Raw genomic sequence first — 20,968 nt, 5'->3', positions numbered from 1 at the left:
TTCGTACGGTATGTCCATGCAGATCTTCGGCGTGGACATCGGCGGATCCGGGATCAAGGGCGCTCCCGTGGACCTGGACCGTGGCGACCTGGCGCACGAGCGCCACAAAGTACTGACACCGCAGCCGGCCACCCCCGACGGGGTGGCCGGCTGCGTCGTCGAGGTGGTGCGCCACTTCGACTGGGACGGCCCGGTGGGCGTCACCTTCCCGGGGGTGGTCACGGGCGGCCTCATCCGCACGGCGGCCAACATGGACAAGGGGTGGGTCGGCGTCGAGGCGGCGGACCTGCTCTCGCGGCGTCTGGACGGCAGGCCGGTCACGGTCCTCAACGACGCGGACGCGGCGGGGATCGCGGAGATGGCGTACGGGGCCGGGAAGGGGCGGGACGGCACGGTCATCCTGCTCACGCTGGGCACCGGTATCGGTAGCGCGCTGTTCCGGGACGGGCGGCTGGTGCCGAACACGGAGCTCGGCCACCTGGAGCTGAAGGGCCACGACGCGGAGACGCGGGCGTCGGTGAAGGCCAAGGAGGACCACGAGCTCACCTGGGAGCGCTGGGCGCACCGGGTGCAGAAGTACCTGGAGCACGTGGAGATGCTCTTCTCCCCCGACCTGTTCATCATCGGCGGCGGCGTCAGCCGCAAGCCGGAGAAGTTCCTTCCGCTGATCGAGGACGTACGGGCCGAGATCGTGCCGGCGAAGCTGCAGAACAACGCGGGGATCGTGGGCGCGGCGATGGCGGCGAAGGGCCGGTAGCAGAACCGGCAGGGAACGGTTGGGGTCAGGAGGTGGAGGCGGTCCGGCGCGGGAGCCGCCTCTTCCCGATCAGCACGGCCTTGCGCACGATGACGATCAGCGCGGCGACCAGCGTGCCCGCGTACAGCCAGCCGGCGTGCAGCGACAGGGCGGACACCAGCCCCATCAGCTGCCCGCCGAAGCCGCCGGAGCCGCCGGAAATGGGCCACACCCCGGCGGCGAAGGCGATGGGGGCGCTGATCGGCGCGGTGATCAGGTCGGCGGGCCGTACCCAGAGCGCGGCGGCGGCCGCGACGGGCACGAAGAGCAGTCCGAAGACGAAGAGCGAGGAGCCGAAGAGCAGCCGGCAGATCCCGGCGACGAGCACCATGGCGGCGCACGCGAACAGCCCGCCGCCGAGCCCGGTCAGCCGGGGCCGGGGCATCCGCCGTACGGCCGCGGGCCGCGGGTCGCCGGCCTGGGCGGGCACGCCCGCCGGCGGCCGCCGACGCTGGGCCGGGGGTCGCTGCGGGTGAGGGGCCGGTCGCGTCCTGTATTGCTCCACCCCACCAAACTAGGCGGGGAGGGCGCCGGATCGGCTCCCGGACACGCGTACATCGACCGCCACTCATCGGAAAGTAAACTGTCCGGTGGCCCACCTCCGGGCCGCCGCCCCCTCCAGCTACGGGAAGTCGCCAACGTGTCGCTCACGATCGGAATCGTCGGCCTGCCGAATGTCGGCAAGTCGACCCTGTTCAACGCCCTGACCAAGAACGACGTGCTGGCGGCCAACTACCCGTTCGCCACGATCGAGCCGAACGTCGGCGTCGTCGGCGTCCCGGACCAGCGCCTCGGCGTGCTGGCCGGCATCTTCGGCTCGCAGCGGGTCCTCCCGGCGACGGTCGACTTCGTCGACATCGCGGGCATCGTCCGCGGCGCCTCGGAGGGCGAGGGCCTGGGCAACAAGTTCCTCGCGAACATCCGCGAGTCGGACGCCATCTGCCAGGTCATCCGCGCCTTCAAGGACGAGAACGTCGTCCACGTCGACGGCAAGGTCTCGCCGAAGGACGACATCGAGACGATCAACACCGAGCTGATCCTCGCCGACCTCCAGTCCATCGAGAAGGCGGTGCCGCGCCTGACGAAGGAGTCCCGCCTCCAGAAGGAGAAGGTCGCGGTCCTGGCCGCCGTCGAGAAGGCCCAGAAGATCCTGGAGGAGGGCCACACCCTCTTCTCCCGCGGCATCACCAAGGGCACGGAGCAGGGCGACCTCCTCCACGAGCTCCACCTCCTCACCACCAAGCCCTTCCTCTACGTCTTCAACGTGGACGAGGACGAGCTGACGGACGACGCGTTCAAGGCGGAGCAGTCCGCCCTGGTCGCCCCGGCGGAGGCGATCTTCCTGAACGCCAAGCTGGAGGCGGACCTGGTCGAGCTGGACGACGAGGAAGCCCTCGAACTCCTCCAGTCGGTCGGCCAGGACGAGCCCGGCATGGCCACCCTCGGCCGCGTCGGCTTCGCCACCCTGGGCCTGCAGACCTACCTGACGGCCGGCCCGAAGGAAACCCGCGCCTGGACCATCAAGCAGGGCGCCACCGCCCCCGAGGCCGCCGGCGTGATCCACACCGACTTCCAGCGCGGCTTCATCAAGGCCGAGGTCATCTCGTTCGCGGACCTGGTCGCCTGCGGCTCGGTCGCCGAAGCCCGCTCCAAGGGCAAGGCCCGCATGGAGGGCAAGGACTACGTCATGCAGGACGGCGACGTGGTCGAATTCCGCTTCAACGTGTAATCGCATACCCACAGACGGCCTGACCTGCGAGAACGTAGGTCAGGCCGTTGTGCTGTCCGCAGCTGTCCGCAGAACGGTTTGACCCCAAGGGGGACCTCCCCGACGATCATTCGAACTGTAGGCGCAATCTCGCGCAGACGTCGCCGTATTCGTGCGTTAGCTTGATCGTTCACGTCTGCAGTGGGGGGAGCGCCGTGAGCGGGCTTGCGCCTGACTTGGAGTTCATCGCGGAGGGCATGATCCGCGGATCCATGGGGCTGATCGAGTCGATGCGCGGGGCTCGGGACACCGCCATCGCGTTGGGCCACGAGCTGGGGCGACAGCAGGGGATGGCCGGTGACGACGAAGCAGGCCGCTCGTTTGCCAAGGTCTACGCGCCAGCGGCGTCCACAACTCTGGACAAGATGGGGTTCAGCTCCTACATCCTCGGGGCCACGAGCCGTGGTCTCATGCACAATGCCCGCGAATTCATGGCGCAGGAGAGCCGCACGGCATCGGCGTTCCTGGGGAAACAGGTCGACCTGACTGTGGGCATGGGTGACCCGGGTGCCGACTGCGCGGAGAGTTATCTCGGCCTCGGGCAGGAGCTCCCGGGAGTGGTGGGGGAAACCGCTTGGTACGACCAGTACGCGCCGGCGGGACGTAGTGACCGATTCCGGGGTTCACCCGAGAAGATCCGCGACGTCGCCAAGTCCTGGCAGCATGCCGGCTCCCTCTTGCAGAGGTTCCTTGAGGATGCGCAGACCTACGCCTCGACCGCCGGCAAAGCGCACTCAGGGGAGGCAGCGGATGCCTTCCAGTCGTACTTCAAGCACTGTGTGGGTCTTACCTGCCCTCCAGCAAAGGCGCAGCAGGACGAGCCGTTGGTGATGAACCTGGTTGCCGCCTGCTCTCAGCTCGCGAAGGCATGTGCTCGGTACGCCGATCACGTGGAGGCCGCCAAGGCGAAGATCCGGGACCACAAGAACGACCTGTTCGAAGTGGACATGCCCTGGGATACGCCTCTGTTCGGAGCCAACGGCTACGACGGCGGGCTGCACGACGCCGTTCTCGCCGACTCCTGGATACACGACCTGGGAGACGTCGCCCACGCGCTCGACTCTTCCGCAGCGCGAGTCACGCTCCCCGATGCAGGAGGCCCTGCGGCCCCCGGGCTCCCCGGGATGCCGTTCCTGCCCCCGCTCATCCGCCTGCCCGTTCCCTTGCCGATCAGGCTCGCGTCGTACGCGGGCACCCCTGCGCTCCTGCCGATGGTCAACTCTGTCGACCCCGGCATCCCGTTCGCTGATCCCATTGCCCCAGTCCCTGGTACTACGAAGCTGCTCACGGCCCCTGAGCAGCAGCAATTCCGTACGTGGATGAACTCGCTCACGCCTGGTGGCTTCGCCGGCGGCGGCGGCCCGACCGATCCGGACAACGCCTACCAGCTGCGCACTTCTGGGTACCCGGAACGGGAGGTGCCGCTGGCCGGGAAGAACCGTGGACTGATGGTGGACGGCATACGGCCCGTTGATGGATACCTCGTCGAGGCGAAGCACGTTCGCGATCCCGACTGTAAGAAGAAGAGCTTCCGATCTCTTGACCGCTTGGAAGAGACTTTGACCAAACCCGTCAAGGTGGACTCGCAGGGAAAGATCGCTTGGGATCCTGTCATCGACTCCATGTACGCCGGTGACGAGAAGGAGCTCGTCCGGTACAAGCAAGCAATGGAGAACCCCGCGAACAGCGAGATCCGGGGGCTGGAGATCGTCACGAACGGCAAGGACAACGCTGCCTACTGGCAGTCCATGATGGCGATGTCGGGTACGCCGGGCTCGACGCGATACGTGCCGTGAGACAGAGGAAGACCGTGCCCACTGAACGCAATGTTCGCACCAATTTCGCCTTCTACCCGCCGCAGGGAGACGGCGGAGCTTGGCGCGCCACGGCCGAGTCCCTGGAGAGGGCTCTCAGGGAGGCATTCCCCGAGCCCACAGTGGACTATCGGATCTCGGGGATCCACAGCGTGCCCGTCCTCGATTTTGAGATCGAGCTGGCGCCTGGCGTATGGATCGACGGGACGGCGTCGATGCCCAAGCCCGACTATGCCTTCATCACTCTGACCGATGTGACCGCCGGTGAAGCGGCTGTCTTTGCGCGGTGGCTCCGCGACTCCTTCGTGCCCGCACCGCACCTCGTCTGGTTCGCGAGCAGCCTCGCTGTGGCGAACGGCGAGCAGGACCCGTGGCCGCTGCCGGCCGAGGGTGGAGACGAAGGCATCGCCGCGGAGCTGCGCAGGCACCTCGACTCCGTCGAGACCCCGTAGGCCAGTCCGCAGCCAGTCCGCAGGACACCTGGGGAGCGAGGGGGCAGGGCACGGGAACGGTCCGGCGGGGGGAGCGGTCGGTCCCCTAATATCGGCGTCTGTTCACACAAGGACGAGGGGGGCCGGGATGCGCGTACGCATCGAAAGTGATGGCGAGAAGCTGGCGTTGACGGAGCTTCAGGGCTGGCTGGCTCGTGATCCGAAGGCGCGGACGCTGCCCGTCGCACCCGTTTCCATGCCAGGCCCCACCATGGGCGCGCTCGACGCTCTGGAGATCGTTCTGGGATCCGCCGGCGACATCGCGAACTTCGCGGTGGGCTACGCCGGCTGGCGGCTCGCACGCGCCGGCGGCCGGACCCGGGGCGCACGCACGCTGACCTTCGGGGGCACAACGGTCGACATCAGCCATCTCGGCCCGGAGCAGTTGGCGGATCTGCTGCGCCGCCTGGAGGCCGGGGACGCGAACGAAGACGCCGCCCAGTCATGACCGACAGGTCGGTCTCGCGGTCCCGGGCAGTCTTCTTGGGCATCCACGACTACGAGACGCTTCCCAAGCTCGAAGGCGTCGTCAAGAACATTCCTGCGCTGCTCGACCAGCTGACCGACCCCGAGGTGGAAGCGCTCGGCAGGGGGGACTGTGACGTCCTCTCTGCCGGCAGCACGCGGAACGATTTTTTCGAGGCCGTCTGTGCCGCCGCCGATGAGGCATCCGACCTGCTTCTCGTCTACTTCGCCGGGCACGGTCACTACTCCCGGGACGGGCAGGACCTGCTTCTTGCCACGAAGAAGTCCAGCCATCGGCATGTCTACCACTCGATCGAGTACAGAGAGCTCAAGGCGATCGTCGAGGCCTCTCAGGCACGGCACAAGGTCGTCATCATCGACTGCTGCCACAGCGGGCTCGCCGTACGGATGGGCGATGCGGCTCCTGCGCAGGAGGACGAGACGTTCGCCATCGACGGTGCTTGCGTTCTCACCTCGGCCGCCGAGACCGAGGAGTCGATCTGCCTCCCGAACGGCAGCGTGTTCACCCTCGCACTGGTGTCCGTGCTCCAGGAGGGCATCACGGGGCCTCTGGACAACAAGGGGCGCAGGGGCGAGGAACAGAAGTACCTCCTGACCGGTGATGTCCTGAGGGCCGTCAAGAAGCAGCTCAAAGGTCGGCTGGAGGCCGGTAGAGCGGTACCGGAGCCCCGTATCGCCTGCCGTGGCGAGGGCGATCAGATCCCGCTCGCCCGCAACCGGGCCTATACCGGCGAGAAGTCTGCCGCCGCGTCGGCGGGCGGGGTTCATGAGCCGCCGCCACCGGGTCCTGACCCGCTGCCCTCGGTGATATCCCAGGAGCGTTTCGTCAGGGGACTCGGTGGATTCGAGCGGAACCTCACCCCCGAATGCCTTCCCTACGTGTCCCCGGGGCAGGAGCACGAGACCGAGCGGTACCAATTGTTCCGCCGCCTTCGCGAGGCCGATGACCGGGGCGTGCTACTGATCGGTGCGGCCGGCACCGGTAAGACCCGTACGGTCCTTGAGGTGGGGCGGCTGGCGCTGGACGAGGGGTGGCGTGTGCTGCATCTGCGTCCCAGCGGGAAGGAGGACGTCACCACGGAGATCGTCCACCAGGTGTTGGCGGGGGACACTCCTGTCCTGGTGGTCTTGGACTACCTCAACCACTACTTCAGGAAGAACGACGACAATCCGCGGCTCGACCTGACCACACTCCGCCACCAGCTCCTGCCGGAGGCACGTCACAAGGAGATCAAGGTCGCCTTCCTCGCCACGGCACGTCCCGGGTGGTTGCGCAAAACGAACGAGATCCACCTGTACGAGCTGTTCGACGAGGTCGATCTGCGGCAGGACGAGGAATTCCAGAGGCAGGTGGCGGAGCAGGCGTTGGCCAGGATGGCGCCCATGGCCATCGACCGGTTCGGCATGGACCGGATGTGGGAGATCTGCGGCCACCGGCCCATCATCGCGCTGCTGGTCGCCCGTGAGGTGGAGCGGCGCGTAGCGGCCGGCAGCCTGCGGGACCTGTCCGGTCTGAGGGCGAGTGGCGAGCTGTCCTCCTGGCTCAGGAGCCGACTGGAGGAGGACGATCTCGCCGTCATGCGGCGCGAGGAGAGCCGCCATGGGGGGACTGCCTTCCACCGGGTCTCGGCCTCCGAGCTGCTGGTGGCCGCCGCGGCCGCAACGGCCGCCTGTCCGCAGGGGTACGCCGAGGTGGTCGCGACCGCCAAGGCGGCGCTGCCTCGGCAGTCCGAGGACACGCCGGAGGCGGAGGAGGTGGTGGAAACCCTGCTCGACCTGGGCTGGCTGCAGCGCAAAGGTCCGGGAGACATGCTGGCCACCGCCCACGACATCGTCTGTGACCACCTCATGGAGTCCGTGATCCTCCCACCCGGTTCCCGACGTCCGGACCGGCAGCGGGCCTTGTCGCTGTTGAGCGGCTCTCTCATCGGCCCCCGAACGCTCGGGCGTTACGCGACGAACCTCGCCCGGTTGATGAATGACCTGGCGGTTCAGCCACGGGACTCCGTGGCGGAGCTGCTCGACCGCTGGTTTGCGGACAACTCCTCCACCATTGGCGACGTCATGCGTCGCGACGCGGACGCGGGCAGCTATGCCCTCGGGGCACTTGTCTACGGGCCACCCTGGTCGCAGGCCGCCGTACGGGACTGGCAGCACATCGCCGGTCCCTGGCTGGAGGAGCACGGCGACCAGGTCGTTGCCCGTCACCTGCTCCACAGCGGCCTGTCGCGGCTTCCTGCCGACAGCGCGGCCCAGCTCGTTCCGGCGGCACTGCTCTGGCTCGAGAAGTACGGCTGGCGGCAGGACGCCAGTTACGTCCTGGGGCCGCTTCTCAGCAGGACGGAACTCCCGGCCGAGCTGAGACCGTCCCTCGAGATCGCGGTCGGCTGGCTGAATCTCCACAGCGAGTCCCCAGGAGCCCACTTCGTCCTGAGCGCCCTGCTCGCCCGCGGTGACCTCACGCCCAACCAGTTGAGGAAAGCCGTCTCGGCGGCCTTGCGGTGGTGTGAAGCCTCAATGGCCGCACGGCAGACCGGAGCGGTTCTCCAATCCCTCCTGGGCCGGGCAGACCTGACCGAGGCCGAAGTGCGCCGCGCGATCGCGGGGGCCTACATCTGGGTGGGCCACAACATCACCCTTGAGCGCTCGTCGAAGGTCTTGATCGCGCTCCTGAACTACGCCAACCTTCCACGCGAGGAATTCCGTTACGCCGCCCTGCTGGCGCTCAGATGGCTGGAACACCACGGGGACACCCGGCGAGCCAACTGGATCCTGCGGCCGGTGCTGGACATGCAGAGAGCGGGCAGGCTGCAGATCCAGCAGGCTCTCTCCTACGCGGTCGGGTGGTTGAGGACTCATGCCTCGGAGAGCGATGCCGACTTCCTGATCGGCCGGCTGCTCGACCGCGACGACCTCACCCCCGAGGAACGAGAGCTCGTGGTCAGGTCCGCAGGACTGTGGCTGGAGGCCCATGCCTCGGAGAAGGACGCCGACTTCCTGATCGGCCGATTGCTCGAGTGCGGCGGACTCGCTCCCGAGGAACGAGAGCTCGCGATGGGATATGCCGACCTGTGGCTGGATGCCCACGCGACCCAGGTTGCCGCCAGCTTCACCTTGTCCAAGATGCTCACCCGTCGTGGTCTCACCGACGAGCGGGCTCGACTGGCCGTAGGACAGGCGATGTCCTGGCTGGAACTCCACAAGTACGAGAAGACAGCGGGGTTCGTACTGCAGCACCTGCTCAAGCGCGAAGTCATGCCCGCCTACGAGATCCGCCGCGTCATCACCTTCGCCAACGACTGGTTGTCGCGGTATGGCGAGTCCACGGACGCCAGCTTCGTCCTACCCGCCCTGCTGGCCCGGCCGGAACTCACCGACGAGCAGGCGGACCAAGCGGTTGTCTCGGCGATGTCCTGGCTGCGCGTACACGGTTCCCTGGACACGGCGGATCACGTCCTGCAGGCACTTCTTCTCCGTGGCGATCTCCCGTCCGTCCGGGTGCGGTCCACTGTCTTCCTGGCGGCCCGATGGCTCGGAAGCCACCGGGAGGAGAAGAGCGCAGGCTACCTCCTCGGTGCGCTGCTCGCGCGCGACGACCTCACGGCGCAGGAGGCCGCGGCCGGCGTGCGGGAGGCCCTGAGGTGGCTTGAGCTGAAGTGCCCCGCGGCTCCGACCCATCGCCTCCTGCCGAAGCTGCTGGGGCGGCCCGAACTCTCCTCCGAGCAGCGTGCCCGGGCCACGAGCTTCTCCGAGATGCTGGAGCAGCGGAACGCCGGTACCTGGAGGGGAGCCCAGAAGATCCGGAGGTTGCTCCAGGAGCGCACGGCGCGCACGGACGAGGAAGAGGCCCGGCAGCTGGTCTCCGGGGTGGAATGGCTTGAGGAAAACGCCACTCAGGCGGAGGCGCTCCCTTTGCTGATCGACGTGCTCGACCACCCCATGCTGCAGCATTCCGAGCCGGTGGGGGAACTCACCGGTAGAGCCGTCGCCTCGGCCCTTTCCTGGCTGGAGGCGCACTGGGCGGATGTCGCCGCCACGCGCTTGATCCAGTCGCTGCTCAAGGCGCCCGAGATGGCGGACGGGCACCTCGGCGACGTGGTGGCCTACGGCCTGCAGTGGCTCGTGAGGCATGAGGGTCATGCCCGTAGTCGGTATCTGCTGCAATTGCTCCTTTCCCACGCCGGTTTGGATGACGACCAGTTCGATGACGGAGCCCTTCTGGCCATCGGCTGGCTGCGGGACCGGGGAACAGAGCCCAAAGCGTATTTCCTTCTGGAGAGACTGCTGGAGTACTCCGGGCTCGTGGAGGAGCGGGTGCGTGACACGGTCGCGTTCGCCCGGACGTGGCTCACCCGTCACCGCTCGAAGGCGGAGGCGGGGTTCGTCCTCAAGCCCTTGCTCGTCAGGAACGATCTGACGGACGATGAGTGGGAGTGGGCGCTTTCGGAGGCGATGGGCTGGCTGAGGGAGCACAGGAACAGCCGTGCGGCGCGGCGCGTCATGATCGCGCTCGCCGAGCACCACCGGATCGGGGCGGCCGACCGCGACGAATTGGTGAACACGGGTATCGCCTGGCTGGAAAGCCATGGCCACTCACCACAGGCACCCCAAACGCTGCGGTCGTTGTTCGGTCCGACGAACCCGAGCGAGGCCCAGACCAGGAGGCTGGTCGGCTGTGGGCTGAGGTGGATATCCCGGCAGAAGCCGGCAGACGCCTGGCAAATGCTGGGCGTCCTCGCCGAGCGCTCGGACCTGCCGGCCGACCAGGCCGCAACGGTTGAATCTCTGGTGACCACCCGAGTGTCGGCGGACCCCACCGCGCTCGACGTGAGCTTCGTGCTTGAGCCGCGCCTGGCGCGTACCGACATCACACTGGCGCAACGCACGAAGGCGATCTCATGGTCGTTCGCGTGGCTGGAGCGTCACATGCCGGACTGGCAGTCCCACTTGCTCCTCGGATCCCTGCTCGCGCTGAAGGAGCTCTCGGCGACCGAGATGGGCCGGGTCGTGGACTGGTCACTCGAGTGGCTGGAGCACCACTCCGACGGCACCGCCGAGATGTTCACCGTCCAGGGCGCCGAAAGGGTCCTCGGCCCGCTTCTTTCGCTGGATCTCGACGGGGCGCATGTGCGGCGGCTCGAGGTCTGCCTCCCGCAGTGGGAGGCGCTGGGCGGGAGACCGTCGGGTGAGGTGCTTCCGGCGGTTTCGCCGGTGCCGGCGATTCCCACGTTGCGGACCTCGGGGGAGGCGGAGAGTCCCTCCGGTGTGGTTTCCGGCACGGGCGAAGGCAACTGACTCAGGTCCCCAACCCGGTGGCGCACTGGACCCTGAACAGGGACGTCGCCCACGTCGGGTTGCCGTGCGGCCCTTGTGGCGGGGCGTCCGGTCTCACCGTTCCCTGGTTGGTGGAACGGCATGGGGTCACCTCTGCGGGTGCAGGTCGGTGCGGTCGATCCAGGTGGGGGCTACGAAGACGTCCTCGCCGAACGGCGCTTCGGTGGCTTCCAGGAGGGACCAGGCGCGGGCCTCTTCCACCAGTCGTTGATGATCGCCGTGAAGTGGGCAGTGGGCCAGCCGGGGCTGTCCGCTGCGGTATCGGTGCGCAGGCGGGCGGTCAGGGAGGGGACGACGGGGCTGCGGGCGCCGAGTTCCGTCAGGGCCCAGCGGATGCGTCGGGCTCGGTCCAGTCCGGCGGGGTGGCCCGTTCCAGGCAGGTGCGGTAGGCGCGGCGCAGGGGCTCGACCGCGGCGTCGATCTCCAGGCTCGCCAGGGCCACGGCCGCCCATTCGCGGACGGTCGGGTTGTCGCTCTCCAGCAGCCCGATGAGGGCGGGGCCGCAGCGGGGGTCGCCCACCTCCTGGAATACCTCGATGGCGGTCAGCTGACCGAAGCCGCCGAGGGACGGCAGCCCGTCGATGACGGCGGGGATGGCGTCGGCGCCGATCCAGATCAGTTCCGCGCGGGCGTCGCAGGACTCGTCCGCCTTGCCGTCGAGCTGCTGGACGAGGGCCTGGACCGGGGACGTCATGACGCTGCCGGGTGGTCGCGGGGCAAGAGGGTGGGGAGCCGCCGGCCGAGCACCGAGCGGTCGTCGGGCCACGGGGCGGGTGTGTCCGCGTGCCAGTCCTCGAAGGAGTCGCGCGTCAGGTCGACGGGGCGCCAGGCGGGGTCGAGCACGCGGTGCCCGCAGCAGGGACAGGGGTAGGGGTCGCTCACCTGCGCAGTCTCGTTGCAGGTCCCGGCTTTGTGCCATGGATTTCTCTGCCTCGGCGTACCCGGCCAGTCGGCGGGACACCCGTAAACGACGACGAGTCCGGCGGCGGGTTCGCGCGCACGGCGGGGCCGCGTGGGTTTCTTGCGGTGCAAGGTAGTTGGGATTATCTTGTGGTGCATGACAAAGGGACTGTCCGGCGCCGGTGACCAGCGGCGCAGTCAGCTCCTGCGCGGGGTGCTCGATCTGTGTCTGCTCTCGTTGATCGCCGAACGGCCCAGGTACGGCTTCGAGTTCGCCGAGGCGCTCGCCGGCAGCGGGATGGAGCTGGTCAGTGACGGCAGCATCTATCCGCTGCTCGCGCGGATGGAGCGGGCGGGGCTCGTCTCCTCGTACCGGGCGCCGTCGCCCAGCGGTGGCGCCCCGCGCAAGTACTACCGCCTGACCGAGGCGGGGCGTACCGAACTGGGCGGGGGCCGGGCCGACTGGCAGGCCTTCGCCGGGGCGGTGGGCCGGATCCTGACCGGCACGGAGTCCACGGGGGACAGCACACCATGACCAATGCGCAGATACTCGCCGCCTGCCGCAGCAACTGGGAGTACCGGGGGGTCGACGGGGCCTCCCTGCGCGAGATGCTCGACGAGCTCTCCGCGCACCTCGAAGACGCGGAGGCCGCCGGCCGCAGCGCGCAGGACGTCGTCGGCCGGGACGTCCGGGCCTTCGCCGCCTCCTGGGCGCGGGCGCGCGCCCCGCTCTCCCGGCGGGCGCCGCGCGCGGTGGCCATCGCCTGCTTCATGGCCGGCTGGCTCCTGCTGGGCGCGTACCTGACCCGGTGGACCACCGAGGTGGACGTGACCGCCGCTTTCCTCGCCTTCTGGCTGGCCACCGGCACCGCCACCGTCGCCTGGGAGCTGCGGCGGGGAAACATCGGCCTGCGCAAGAGCTGGCTGGTCGGTCTCGCCGTCGGCCTGCCCGCGGCGGTGCTCACCATGTGGCTGGTCGGCGACGGGGTGCTGTTCACGCTGCCGCTGTGGGCCGCGCCGCTCCTGCTGCTGCCCGGACTGCCGTACGCCGTCGCCGACGCGCGCGCCGCGAGGCGCGTCCGCCGCAAGAGCGAGGACGGAGCCCCCGAGTTGAGCTGAGCAGAGTGCGGATCGGCTCGTGGGCGATGCCGTCGAGCCGATCCCAAGGTGGCCGCCGCCAGGTCTAGAAGCCGCGGACCGAGGCCACCGTGAACGTGGTGGGGGTGCCCTCGCCGGGGTTCAGGGGGCCGCCCTTGTCGAACTGCGAGCGGACCACCAGGGTGCGGCCCGGGGTGTGGGCGAGCGTGGTGGGGATCTCCAGCGACGGGTCCGTGATCGTACGGGTCAGCCGGGCGCGCGTGCCGTTCGCCGAGAGCTGCCAGCGGCTCAGCGTGTTGGTGGTGTTGTGCGCCACCCGCAGCGTGCCGTCGGGGGAGAGGTCCAGGCCGTCGGCGGCCTTCAGGTCGCCGCCGTCGAGGGCGACCCGGCTGACGGCGCCGGTGCGCAGGTCGATGCGGAAGAGCTCGCCCTCGACCATGTCGACGGTGAGGAGGTAGCGGCCCGCGCGGTCGGAGACGATGCCGTTGAGGCTGAAGCCGCCCGCCGGCCGGGGGCGCAGGACCGGGGTGAGGTCGTAGGCCTCGGTCAGGACGCCGCTGCCGGCCGCCAGCTGGTCCGGGGTCACGCGGTAGACCACCCCGCGCACGCTGTCGGTCAGGTACGCGGTGCCGTCCGGGGTGAGGGTCAGGTCGTTGACGAAGCGGGCGGGAGCCCCCGCGGCCACCTCGAAGTGGGCGAGGCGCGCCCCGGTGGCGGTGTCGTAGACCGATACGCCCGCGGTGGAGTCCGTCACCCAGAGGCGGCCGCGGGCGTCGACGCGCAGGCCGTTCGCCGTGTGCCGGCCGTCGGTGCCGGACGCCAGGAACACCTCCGCATGGGGCCGGCCGGGACGGGCCCGGTAGACGGTGCCGTCCGCGTACGAGCCGACGTAGACCGTGCGGGTGCGCGGGTCCGTGGCGATGCCCTCGGGGTAGACCTTCGCGCCGGGCAGGACGAAGGCCGTGGATATCCGCCCGTCGGTCGCCTGCGCGGGTGCCGCGCCCACGGTGAGGGCCGCGGCCAGGGCCGTGGTGAGGGCCAGGACCGTGGTGGGCAGGAACTTCTTCTGCGGTGCGCGCATGGTCAGGTGTCCTCTTCTCGATGTGTGAGGACGAAGATAAGTTAGAGCTCTAATGCATGCAAGGGTCGTAGGATGCGGGAATGACCTCCATGCCCCCCGAGGAGCGCATCGGTGCGCACATCAAGCGCGCCGAGCAGGCACTTCTCGCGGCGAAGAACGTTGCGTGCAAGCCGGCCGCAGTAACGGTTCCGCAGTACGCCGCGCTGCTCTGGCTGGCCGAGAAGCCCGGCATCTCCGCGGCCGCGCTCGCCCGGCTGTGCGGGGTGACGCCGCCGACCATGAACACCGTCCTGAAGAACCTCCAGGAGCGCGGCCTCATCGAGCGGACCCCGCACGAATGGCACCGCAACGTGCTGGAGACCCGGCTCACCGACGAGGGGCGGGCGGTGATGGAGCTGGCGGACACCGGCGCCGTACGGGTGGAGCGGGCGCTCGCGGCCGCGTTCAGCGCGGAGGAGCGGGAATTGCTCGTCGGGCTGCTCGGACGGTGCGCGGAAGTGCTCGACGCCCAGCGCTGAGACCCGCTCGTTCCGCCGAGATCCCCGCCACGGTCCCAGCCGTGATTTGCTCGGATTCGGAACTGTGCTGTCGTCTCGCGCATCAGCACCAGGGGATGACCACCCGTTCTGCCCTCGGGGGCAGTCAAGACCGTTCGGAGCGAAGTTCGTGCACCAGTACCCGCAGCAGCAGGGCTACCAGGAGCAGCAGGCGCATCAGGAGGATCACGAGCAGCAGGCGCACGCGCAGCCCAAGCGCTCCCGGCGCCGAATATGGATCAGCGCGGTGGTCGCCCTCGCGCTCCTGCTCGGCGGCGGCGGTTTCGCCGCCTGGAAGCTCGACTGGCTCTCCGGCAACGGCGAGGCGGTGAGCTTCGGAAAGAACCCGCCCCAGGCCCCGGCCCCGGCCCCGGAGACGTCTGAGCCGGGAGCGCCGGCCACCCCGGCCAAGCCCTCCGGCGACCCGGACGTGCTCATGCCGGCCGGCCCGAAGTCCGACTTCAAGCAGACGACCAGGCTCGACGACGGCACGATCATCGCCAAGACCCGCCTCGCGGGCGCGAAGTCCGGTTTCGAGGGCGACGTATGGGTGTGGGCGCCCAAGGAGTACGACGACCCCAAGTACGCCAAGAGCGGCTTCCCGGTGCTCATCGCGCTCCCCGGCGGCAACGGCTTCCCGGCCAACTACTGGTCCGACCGCAGCCTCGGCCTCCAGAAGGCCATCGGCGAGGGCGTTCAGGCCGGTACCAGCCTGCCGTTCATCGTGATCATGCCGGTGCTCAACCCGGACGCCAAGTACTACTACGACGGCTCCGACATCCCCGGCCAGGCCAAGATGGGCACGTGGATGGCCGAGGACGTCCCGGACTTCGCCAAGGCCAACTTCCGTACGTACAAGTCCCGCGACGGCTGGGCCTTCATGGGCTCCTCCTCCGGCGCCTTCGTCGGCATGAAGACGGTCCTGCAGCACCCGGACCGGTTCAAGGCCGTGATCGCCAGCGGCGGCGAGATCGTTCCCGATTCCCCGCTGTGGAAGGGCCACCAGGCGGAGATGGACGCGAACAACCCGGAGAAGCTCGCGCAGAAGCTGATCGACGGCAACGGACCCGAGGTCTACATCAACTTCCAGATCGGTACGAAGGAGAGCGGGAAGGAGCGGATGACGAAGTTCCAGCAGCAGTACGGCAAGGGACCCGTCAAGATCACCATCCGCGACATCCAGAACGGCGAGCACAACGGCTGGCACTACGTCCGGGGCATGAAGGAAGGCTCCCTGGAATGGGTCAGCAAGGTGCTGAAGGGCCCGAAGCCCGAAGCCGGCTGACGCCCCTTCCCTGACCCCTTCCCTGCCCCCTTCCCCGACCCCTCCGCGTGCACCGCGTGGCCGCCGTTCGGCCGCCACGTGGTGCTCACCACGTCCCGCCCGTCCCAGGCAACCCATCCTGTCGTTCATACCTCTGTAAAGGGTGTAAGGGGGACCGATCGGTCCGACCCGCGCTCCGAGGCGAGCGCCGGAGAAGGAACGGGACAACAACCGTGCAGCATGACCAGCAAGGCGACGGCAGCCCCATGACCAAGGGCAGCAGCCGTCGCCCCCACCGCCTGCGCCTGATTCTGATCAGCAGCGGACTCGCGCTCACCCTCGCCGGGGGCGCGGCCGCGTACAAGCTCGGCGTCTTCTCCGACATAGGGGATCCGGTCTCCTTCGGGAAGGTCCAGGAGAAGGCCGCCGCCGCCTCCGACGTCCCGCCGGAGGTACGCATGCCCACCGGGCCGGCGGCCCACTTCGTCCGCACCCACCGGCTGCCCGACGGCACGCAGATCGGCCGGACCACCCTCACCGGCAAGAAGTCCGGCTTCACCGGCGACGTGTGGGTGTGGGTGCCCAAGGAGTACGACGACCCGAGGTACGCCAAGAGCGGCTTCCCGGTCCTGATCTCCCTGCCCGGCGGCCGCGGCTATCCCACGAACTACTGGGGGACCGGTCCCGGCCTCGGCCTGCAGAAGGCCGTCAGCGACGGGGCCAAGGCCGGCAAGAGCCTGCCGTTCATCCTCGTCATGCCGGTGCACAACGCCGACACCAAGCACCACTTCGACGCCTCGGACATCCCCGGAGAGCCCAAGATGGGCACCTGGATGGTCGAAGACGTCCCCGATTTCACGAGGGCCAATTTCCGGACCTTCACCTCCCGCGACGGCTGGGCCTTCATGGGCTCCTCCGCCGGCGGGTTCGGCGCCTTCAAGCACGTCCTGAAGTACCCCGACCGGTTCAAGGCCGCCATCGCGAGCGGGGTCGACATCGTCCCCGATTCCCCGCTGTGGAAGGGGAACACGCAGGCCATGGACGAGAACAACCCCGAGAAGCTCGCCGAGAAACTGATCAAGGCGGGCGGTCCGGACGTCTACGTCAACTTCCAGATCGGCACCGCGGAGAGCGGCCGCGACAAGGCCGAGAAGTTCATGAGCGACTACGGGAGGGGCCCCGTGCACACTCAGCTCCAGGTGATCCAGGATGGTGAGCACAACGGGAAGTCGTACGTGCGCGGTATGAGGGAGGGCGCTCTGGAGTGGATCAGCAAGGTGATGAAGGGACCGACACCCGAGCCCGCCGTGCCGTGAGCACGGTGGTGAAGGGCGCCTCCGCGGCAGCCGCCGCGGGCATCGCGGCGGCGTGCGTCGTCGCGTTCCTCAAGGCGCCCGGGGACCGGCCCGTGCTGCCCTTCCCCACCGTCGGCGTCCTCATGGCGGGCGGCGAGCACTGGTGCACGGCGAGCGTCGTCGACAGCCCGAAGGGCAACGTCGTCGCCACCGCCGCCCACTGCGTGGCCCCCGCGGGCGAGGACGGCCGGCCGGGCGAGGTGGCCCACGACGGCCTCGCCATCGGCGAGCTCTCCTTCGCCCCCGCCTTCTCCGGCGAGGGCGCCGGCACCCAGCCGCTGGGGATGTGGAAGGTCCGCTCGATCCACGTGGACGACCGCTGGACGAAGTGGGGCGAGGACACCGCCGACTTCGCCTTCCTCACCATCGCGCCGGACGGGGACGGGCGCAGCGTCCAGGACGCCGTCGGCGGCCGCGCCGAGGCACCGAGCCCCGAATGGACCTCCGTGTACGAGCGGGACGTGACCGTCGTCGGCTATCCGGAGTCCGAGCACAACCCGCAGAACAAGCCCGTCTCCTGCACGACGCAGACCCGCCACGACGACGACGATCCCGACATGCTCTACATGAGCTGCGCCGGGTTCTGGACGGGGACCAGCGGCAGCCCCTGGATCGCCGACCGGGGCGGGGCGGACCCCGCCGGGCGGCTGATCGGGGTGCTGAGCGGCGGGGACACGGACGTGGACTCCACGGCCGCGCTGTTCGACGAGCACGCGAAGGCCCTGTACGAGAAGGCCGCGCGGGGCTGAGCCGGTGCCCTCGGCCCGGGCTGCTACTTCGTGCGCTCCGTGCTGACGATCACGCCCACCGCCGCCACGACGATCGCACCGCCGACCACGATCGGCCAGGTCAGGGCCTCGTCGAGGATCAGCGCGCCGAGCGCGACGGCCACGACCGGATTGACGTACGCGTACGTGGCCACCAGCGACAGCGGCGCGGCCCGGAGCAGCCACACGTACGAGGTGAAGCCGACGAGCGAGCCGAAGAGCACCAGGTAGCCCAGGCCCAGCCAGGAGGCGGTGGAGAAGGCCGCCGGATCCAGACCGCGCTGCTCGCCGCGCGCCAGGCCGACGACCACCCCGCCCACCCCGCCGGCGAGCATCTGGTACGCGCTGCCGGTGAAGGGGTTGTCCGGCAGCGTCAGCTTCGACGCCGAGAACGAGCCCAGCGACCACAGGACGGACGCCGTCAGCACCAGCAGCACCCCCGACAGCCGCACCGTCCCGCTGAGGCCCGGACTGGTCAGCACCGCCAGCCCGGCCAGGCCGACGAGCACCCCGCCCAGGGTGCGCAGCGGAGGCCGGTCACCGGTGCTCGCCCGCAGCACCACCAGCCACATCGGCACCGCCGCGATCAGCAGTGCGGCCAGGCCGGACGGCACGGAGGTCTCGGCGAGCACGACCAGGCCGTTGCCGCCGAGGACCAGCAGCAGGCCGACCAGGACCGCGGAGCCGAGCTGCGCACGGGTGACCCTGAGCGCGCCCGGACCGTACCGCCAGGCGACGGCGCCGGTCAGCAGCAGACCGGCCGTGATGAACCGGGCTCCTGCGGAGAGGAAGGGCGGCATGGTCTCGACGACGATCCGGATGCCGAGGTAGGTCGAGCCCCAGACGACGTAGACGAGGGTGAGGGCGAACCAGACCGCGCCGCTCGTCTTGCCGCGTGCCGTGGCGGCCGCCGTCGTGCCGTCCACCGGAGTCGATCTGCCCATGGCGGGATCCTATGGTCGTTGCCCCCTGCAGGCTTCCGGATTTCTCAGCCCTTGAGCAGGGCGTTCAGATCGCCGTACGGGAGGGAGTGCGCGAGGGCTCCGTAGGTCCCGTCGGCGAGCAGCCCCTCGGCGGCGCGGCGCACCACGGCGTACGCGGCTTCGGCGACCCAGGAGCCGAGGCTGACGCGGGACACGCCGAGGGCGCCGAGGGCGGCGACGGCCGGGGCGTCGGGGCCGAGGAGGATGTTGAGGGGGGCGTCGATGCCCTTGGCGAGCTCGGCGACGGTGGCGGGGTCGAGCACGCCGGGCACGAAGATGCCGGTGGCTCCGGCGCGGAGGTAGGCGGCGGCGCGGGCCAGGGTCTCGTCGAGGCGGGCGGCCGGGTCGCCGAGTCCCCTCAGGTACGTGTCGACGCGGGCGTTGATGTAGAGCGGGACCCCGGCGGCATCGGCCGCGGCCCGGGCGGCGGCCAGGCGCTCGGCCATCTCCGCGGGGGAGCGGTGGGCGCCGTCCTCGATGTTGATGCCGACCGCGCCGGCGGCGAGCACCCCGGCGACGGTCTCGCCCACGGCGGCGGCGTCGGCGCCGAAGCCGCCCTCGATGTCGGCGGTGACGGGGACGGAGACGGCGCAGACCACGCGGGCGACGAGGTCGAGGGCCCGGTCGCGGGCGAGCGCGTCGCCGTCGGGCGAGCCGAGGGACCAGGCGACACCGGCGCTGGTGGTGGCGACGGCGGGGGCGCCGGTCGCCTCGACGATGCGGGCGCTGGCGACGTCCCAGGCGTTGGCGAGGGCGAGGGGGTGCGCGGGGGTGTGCAGTTCCGCGAACGCGGTGGCCTTGGCGGTGAGGGCGGGATTCGTGGTCATGGGCCCACTCCACCAGACCGGGCGGGCCCGGGCTCGCGGTTTTCCGACATCAAGGCCGCCGCCGACTTCACTGGGCCTCCGCCCCGGCCCCCGCACGGCGCTCCGCGCCCGCGCCTCAATCGCCGGCGGGGCTGGATGGTGTCGGCCGAGGCCGGACTGTGCAAGGCGGAGCTTGCCCTACAAGCAGTCCAGCTGCACCCAACGGACGGCAGCGGCAAAATACAGCCCCGCCGGCGTTTGAGGCGTGGGTCTGGGCGGAGCCCAGGAGGCGGCCCGCAGGGGCTTACCGGTGCTGGGTTCGGGCGGAGCTCAGGGGGGCGTGCTACCGGGCCAGGCCCGTCTTCGCGCCCGCGCCGCACAGGGGGATGACCGCGGTGCGGCCCTGCAAGGGGTCGGAGGGGGCGCCCGGGCCCACCGCCGCCCAGCACGCCGCCGCCGTCGGTTCGACGAAGAGCCCGCGCCGGGCCAGGTCCCGCTGGGCCGCGCGGAGTCGGTCGTCCGGGACCGTCAGGAAGGTGCCGCCGGACTTGCGGACCGCGGCCAGGATCTGCCGGGCGCGCGGCGGCGCGGGGATCGCGATCCCCTCGGCCAGGGTCGGCAGCTGCGGAACCGGATCCGCGTCCTCGGCGCCGGCCGCGAAGGCCGCGGCCAGCGGGGCCACCGCCGCCGCCTGCACCGCGATCAGCGCCGGCGGGCGCACCCCGCGCCGGGCCAGTTCCTCCACGGCCAGCGCGGCCCCCAGCAGCAGGGTCCCGTTGCCCACCGGCACGACCAGCACCTCCGGCAGCCGCCCGCCCAGTTCCTCCCACACCTCGTACACGTACGTCTTGGTCCCGTGCAGGAAGTACGGGTTGAAGACGTGGCTCGCGTAGAACACCCCGGGCGAGTCCGCCTCCTTGCGCGCGGACTGCGCGGCGGCCTCGCGCCCGCCGGGGATCACGCGCACGGATGCCCCGTGCGCCCGCATCTGTTCCGTTTTCTTCTCCGATGTGCCCTCGGGCACATGGATTTCACAATCGAGCCCGGCCCGTGCGCAGTACGCCGCGATCGAGGTCCCCGCGTTGCCGCTGCTGTCGGCCACGACGCCCTCCGGAGCCAGCCGCCGGGCCAGTTCCACGAGCATCACCGCGCCCCGGTCCTTGAACGACAGCGTCGGCATCAGGAAGTCGAGCTTGGCGTGAACCCGCTCCCCCAGCGGAACCATCGGAGTGTGACCCTCCGCCAGTGACAGCGAGAACGCCCCCGGCAGGGGCAGCGCGGACCCGTACCGCCACAGCGAATTCGGCCCGGCGGCCGGCTCCAGGGGCGCGGCCGGATCCGGCGTGAAATCGAGGTCCCAGGGTCCGCCACAAACCGGGCACCCCCAAGGCGCAGTCCGGACGTCCGCGCGTGTACCGTCCTCGGAGCAGACGTAACCGGGGGTTGCGTGCGTCATGTGCGGATCGCCTTCGCTCGATCATGGCCGCTG

19 protein-coding genes are annotated in these 20,968 nt (G+C 70.0%); 12 read left to right on the top strand and 7 right to left on the bottom strand.

From position 1 onward, the window contains the following. Window positions 1–16 precede the first annotated feature (16 nt). Window positions 17–757, top strand: coding sequence for a polyphosphate--glucose phosphotransferase (gene ppgK, locus ACFYZ4_RS21725; RefSeq protein ID WP_351297227.1), 741 nt, complete (start codon window positions 17–19; stop codon window positions 755–757). Between the two features lie 25 nt (window positions 758–782). Here ppgK and ACFYZ4_RS21720 read toward each other — a convergent pair whose 3' ends face one another. Further along, a complete protein-coding gene (locus tag ACFYZ4_RS21720; RefSeq protein WP_390784590.1) occupies window positions 783–1,301 on the bottom strand; it encodes a DUF6542 domain-containing protein in 519 nt (172 codons plus the stop codon). Between the two features lie 135 nt (window positions 1,302–1,436). Here ACFYZ4_RS21720 and ychF point away from each other — a divergent pair, with 135 nt between their 5' ends. From ychF to ACFYZ4_RS21695, 5 genes are all read left to right on the top strand, one after another. Next, window positions 1,437–2,525, top strand: a complete 1,089-nt coding sequence (ychF, locus tag ACFYZ4_RS21715; protein WP_351297224.1) for a redox-regulated ATPase YchF — start codon at window positions 1,437–1,439, stop codon at window positions 2,523–2,525. Window positions 2,526–2,719: 194 nt separating this feature from the next. Beyond that, a complete protein-coding gene (locus ACFYZ4_RS21710; RefSeq protein WP_390784589.1) occupies window positions 2,720–4,360 on the top strand; it encodes a restriction endonuclease fold toxin-2 domain-containing protein in 1,641 nt (546 codons plus the stop codon). 14 nt (window positions 4,361–4,374) lie between these two features. Beyond that, window positions 4,375–4,830 carry a hypothetical protein gene (locus tag ACFYZ4_RS21705; RefSeq protein ID WP_390784588.1) on the top strand — a complete coding sequence of 152 codons (456 nt, stop codon included), beginning with the start codon at window positions 4,375–4,377 and terminating at the stop codon, window positions 4,828–4,830. A 127-nt stretch (window positions 4,831–4,957) separates the two neighbouring features. Then, window positions 4,958–5,317, top strand: coding sequence for a hypothetical protein (locus ACFYZ4_RS21700; RefSeq protein WP_384347010.1), 360 nt, complete (start codon window positions 4,958–4,960; stop codon window positions 5,315–5,317). Beyond that, window positions 5,314–10,650, top strand: a complete 5,337-nt coding sequence (locus ACFYZ4_RS21695) for a caspase family protein (RefSeq protein WP_390784587.1) — start codon at window positions 5,314–5,316, stop codon at window positions 10,648–10,650. Before ACFYZ4_RS21700 ends, ACFYZ4_RS21695 begins: the two co-directional genes overlap by 4 nt. 358 nt (window positions 10,651–11,008) lie before the next feature. Here ACFYZ4_RS21695 and ACFYZ4_RS21690 read toward each other — a convergent pair whose 3' ends face one another. Both ACFYZ4_RS21690 and ACFYZ4_RS21685 read right to left on the bottom strand, forming a co-directional pair. Next, a complete protein-coding gene (locus ACFYZ4_RS21690) occupies window positions 11,009–11,383 on the bottom strand; it encodes a HEAT repeat domain-containing protein (RefSeq protein WP_390784586.1) in 375 nt (124 codons plus the stop codon). Continuing rightward, on the bottom strand, window positions 11,380–11,571 hold the full coding sequence (locus ACFYZ4_RS21685) for a hypothetical protein (protein WP_351297210.1): 192 nt from the start codon (window positions 11,569–11,571) through the stop codon (window positions 11,380–11,382). The genes ACFYZ4_RS21690 and ACFYZ4_RS21685 overlap by 4 nt, the downstream gene beginning before the upstream one ends. A gap of 175 nt (window positions 11,572–11,746) precedes the next feature. Here ACFYZ4_RS21685 and ACFYZ4_RS21680 point away from each other — a divergent pair, with 175 nt between their 5' ends. Both ACFYZ4_RS21680 and ACFYZ4_RS21675 read left to right on the top strand, forming a co-directional pair. Then, a complete protein-coding gene (locus ACFYZ4_RS21680; protein ID WP_390784585.1) occupies window positions 11,747–12,124 on the top strand; it encodes a PadR family transcriptional regulator in 378 nt (125 codons plus the stop codon). After that, the gene (locus ACFYZ4_RS21675; protein WP_390784584.1) at window positions 12,121–12,708 is read left to right on the top strand and encodes a hypothetical protein; all 588 of its coding nucleotides are present in this window, start codon (window positions 12,121–12,123) and stop codon (window positions 12,706–12,708) included. Before ACFYZ4_RS21680 ends, ACFYZ4_RS21675 begins: the two co-directional genes overlap by 4 nt. A gap of 64 nt (window positions 12,709–12,772) precedes the next feature. Here the strand turns inward: ACFYZ4_RS21675 and ACFYZ4_RS21670 are convergent, their stop codons facing one another. Next, window positions 12,773–13,768 carry an SMP-30/gluconolactonase/LRE family protein gene (locus tag ACFYZ4_RS21670; RefSeq protein WP_390784583.1) on the bottom strand — a complete coding sequence of 332 codons (996 nt, stop codon included), beginning with the start codon at window positions 13,766–13,768 and terminating at the stop codon, window positions 12,773–12,775. A gap of 80 nt (window positions 13,769–13,848) precedes the next feature. On the opposite strand from ACFYZ4_RS21670, the gene ACFYZ4_RS21665 reads away from it, so the two are divergent. The 4 genes from ACFYZ4_RS21665 (at window position 13,849) to ACFYZ4_RS21650 (ending at window position 17,672) form a co-directional block, all read left to right on the top strand. Next, complete coding sequence (locus ACFYZ4_RS21665; protein ID WP_351297199.1) at window positions 13,849–14,286, top strand: MarR family transcriptional regulator; 438 nt, start codon at window positions 13,849–13,851, stop codon at window positions 14,284–14,286. A gap of 148 nt (window positions 14,287–14,434) precedes the next feature. Next, window positions 14,435–15,589: an alpha/beta hydrolase gene (locus tag ACFYZ4_RS21660; protein ID WP_390784582.1), complete on the top strand. Its 1,155-nt coding sequence runs from the start codon at window positions 14,435–14,437 to the stop codon at window positions 15,587–15,589. 212 nt (window positions 15,590–15,801) lie between these two features. Beyond that, window positions 15,802–16,884, top strand: a complete 1,083-nt coding sequence (locus ACFYZ4_RS21655) for an alpha/beta hydrolase-fold protein (protein WP_351297196.1) — start codon at window positions 15,802–15,804, stop codon at window positions 16,882–16,884. Next, on the top strand, window positions 16,881–17,672 hold the full coding sequence (locus ACFYZ4_RS21650) for a trypsin-like serine peptidase (protein WP_390784581.1): 792 nt from the start codon (window positions 16,881–16,883) through the stop codon (window positions 17,670–17,672). Before ACFYZ4_RS21655 ends, ACFYZ4_RS21650 begins: the two co-directional genes overlap by 4 nt. 23 nt (window positions 17,673–17,695) lie before the next feature. Here the strand turns inward: ACFYZ4_RS21650 and ACFYZ4_RS21645 are convergent, their stop codons facing one another. The 3 genes from ACFYZ4_RS21645 to ACFYZ4_RS21635 all read right to left on the bottom strand — a co-directional run bounded on the left by ACFYZ4_RS21645 (window position 17,696) and on the right by ACFYZ4_RS21635 (window position 20,935). Beyond that, window positions 17,696–18,634 carry an EamA family transporter gene (locus ACFYZ4_RS21645; RefSeq protein WP_351297190.1) on the bottom strand — a complete coding sequence of 313 codons (939 nt, stop codon included), beginning with the start codon at window positions 18,632–18,634 and terminating at the stop codon, window positions 17,696–17,698. A gap of 44 nt (window positions 18,635–18,678) precedes the next feature. After that, window positions 18,679–19,500 (bottom strand): isocitrate lyase/phosphoenolpyruvate mutase family protein, encoded by an 822-nt coding sequence (locus ACFYZ4_RS21640; protein WP_390784580.1) that lies wholly within the window; start codon window positions 19,498–19,500, stop codon window positions 18,679–18,681. 322 nt (window positions 19,501–19,822) lie between these two features. Then, window positions 19,823–20,935: a pyridoxal-phosphate dependent enzyme gene (locus ACFYZ4_RS21635; protein WP_390784579.1), complete on the bottom strand. Its 1,113-nt coding sequence runs from the start codon at window positions 20,933–20,935 to the stop codon at window positions 19,823–19,825. Between the last annotated feature and the right edge of the window lie 33 nt (window positions 20,936–20,968).

Origin of the sequence: Streptomyces sp. NPDC001513, from assembly GCF_042894695.1 — a bacterium.
In the GTDB taxonomy this organism is placed as follows: domain Bacteria; phylum Actinomycetota; class Actinomycetes; order Streptomycetales; family Streptomycetaceae; genus Streptomyces.
Note: the sequence above shows the minus strand (reverse complement) of the source record. Positions and strands in the feature narration are given on the sequence as shown.

Excerpts from the sequence above, each read along its gene's own strand:
- ACFYZ4_RS21680 (WP_390784585.1), top strand. The coding sequence starts at position 11,747 with ATGACAAAGGGACTGTCCGGCGCCGGTGACCAGCGGCGCAGTCAGCTC.
- ACFYZ4_RS21670 (WP_390784583.1), bottom strand. The coding sequence starts at position 13,768 with ATGCGCGCACCGCAGAAGAAGTTCCTGCCCACCACGGTCCTGGCCCTC.
- ACFYZ4_RS21675 (WP_390784584.1), top strand. The coding sequence starts at position 12,121 with ATGACCAATGCGCAGATACTCGCCGCCTGCCGCAGCAACTGGGAGTAC.
- ppgK (WP_351297227.1), top strand. The coding sequence starts at position 17 with ATGCAGATCTTCGGCGTGGACATCGGCGGATCCGGGATCAAGGGCGCT.
- ACFYZ4_RS21690 (WP_390784586.1), bottom strand. The coding sequence starts at position 11,383 with ATGACGTCCCCGGTCCAGGCCCTCGTCCAGCAGCTCGACGGCAAGGCG.
- ACFYZ4_RS21665 (WP_351297199.1), top strand. The coding sequence starts at position 13,849 with ATGACCTCCATGCCCCCCGAGGAGCGCATCGGTGCGCACATCAAGCGC.
- ACFYZ4_RS21695 (WP_390784587.1), top strand. The coding sequence starts at position 5,314 with ATGACCGACAGGTCGGTCTCGCGGTCCCGGGCAGTCTTCTTGGGCATC.
- ACFYZ4_RS21640 (WP_390784580.1), bottom strand. The coding sequence starts at position 19,500 with ATGACCACGAATCCCGCCCTCACCGCCAAGGCCACCGCGTTCGCGGAA.
- ACFYZ4_RS21645 (WP_351297190.1), bottom strand. The coding sequence starts at position 18,634 with ATGGGCAGATCGACTCCGGTGGACGGCACGACGGCGGCCGCCACGGCA.
- ACFYZ4_RS21635 (WP_390784579.1), bottom strand. The coding sequence starts at position 20,935 with ATGACGCACGCAACCCCCGGTTACGTCTGCTCCGAGGACGGTACACGC.
- ACFYZ4_RS21700 (WP_384347010.1), top strand. The coding sequence starts at position 4,958 with ATGCGCGTACGCATCGAAAGTGATGGCGAGAAGCTGGCGTTGACGGAG.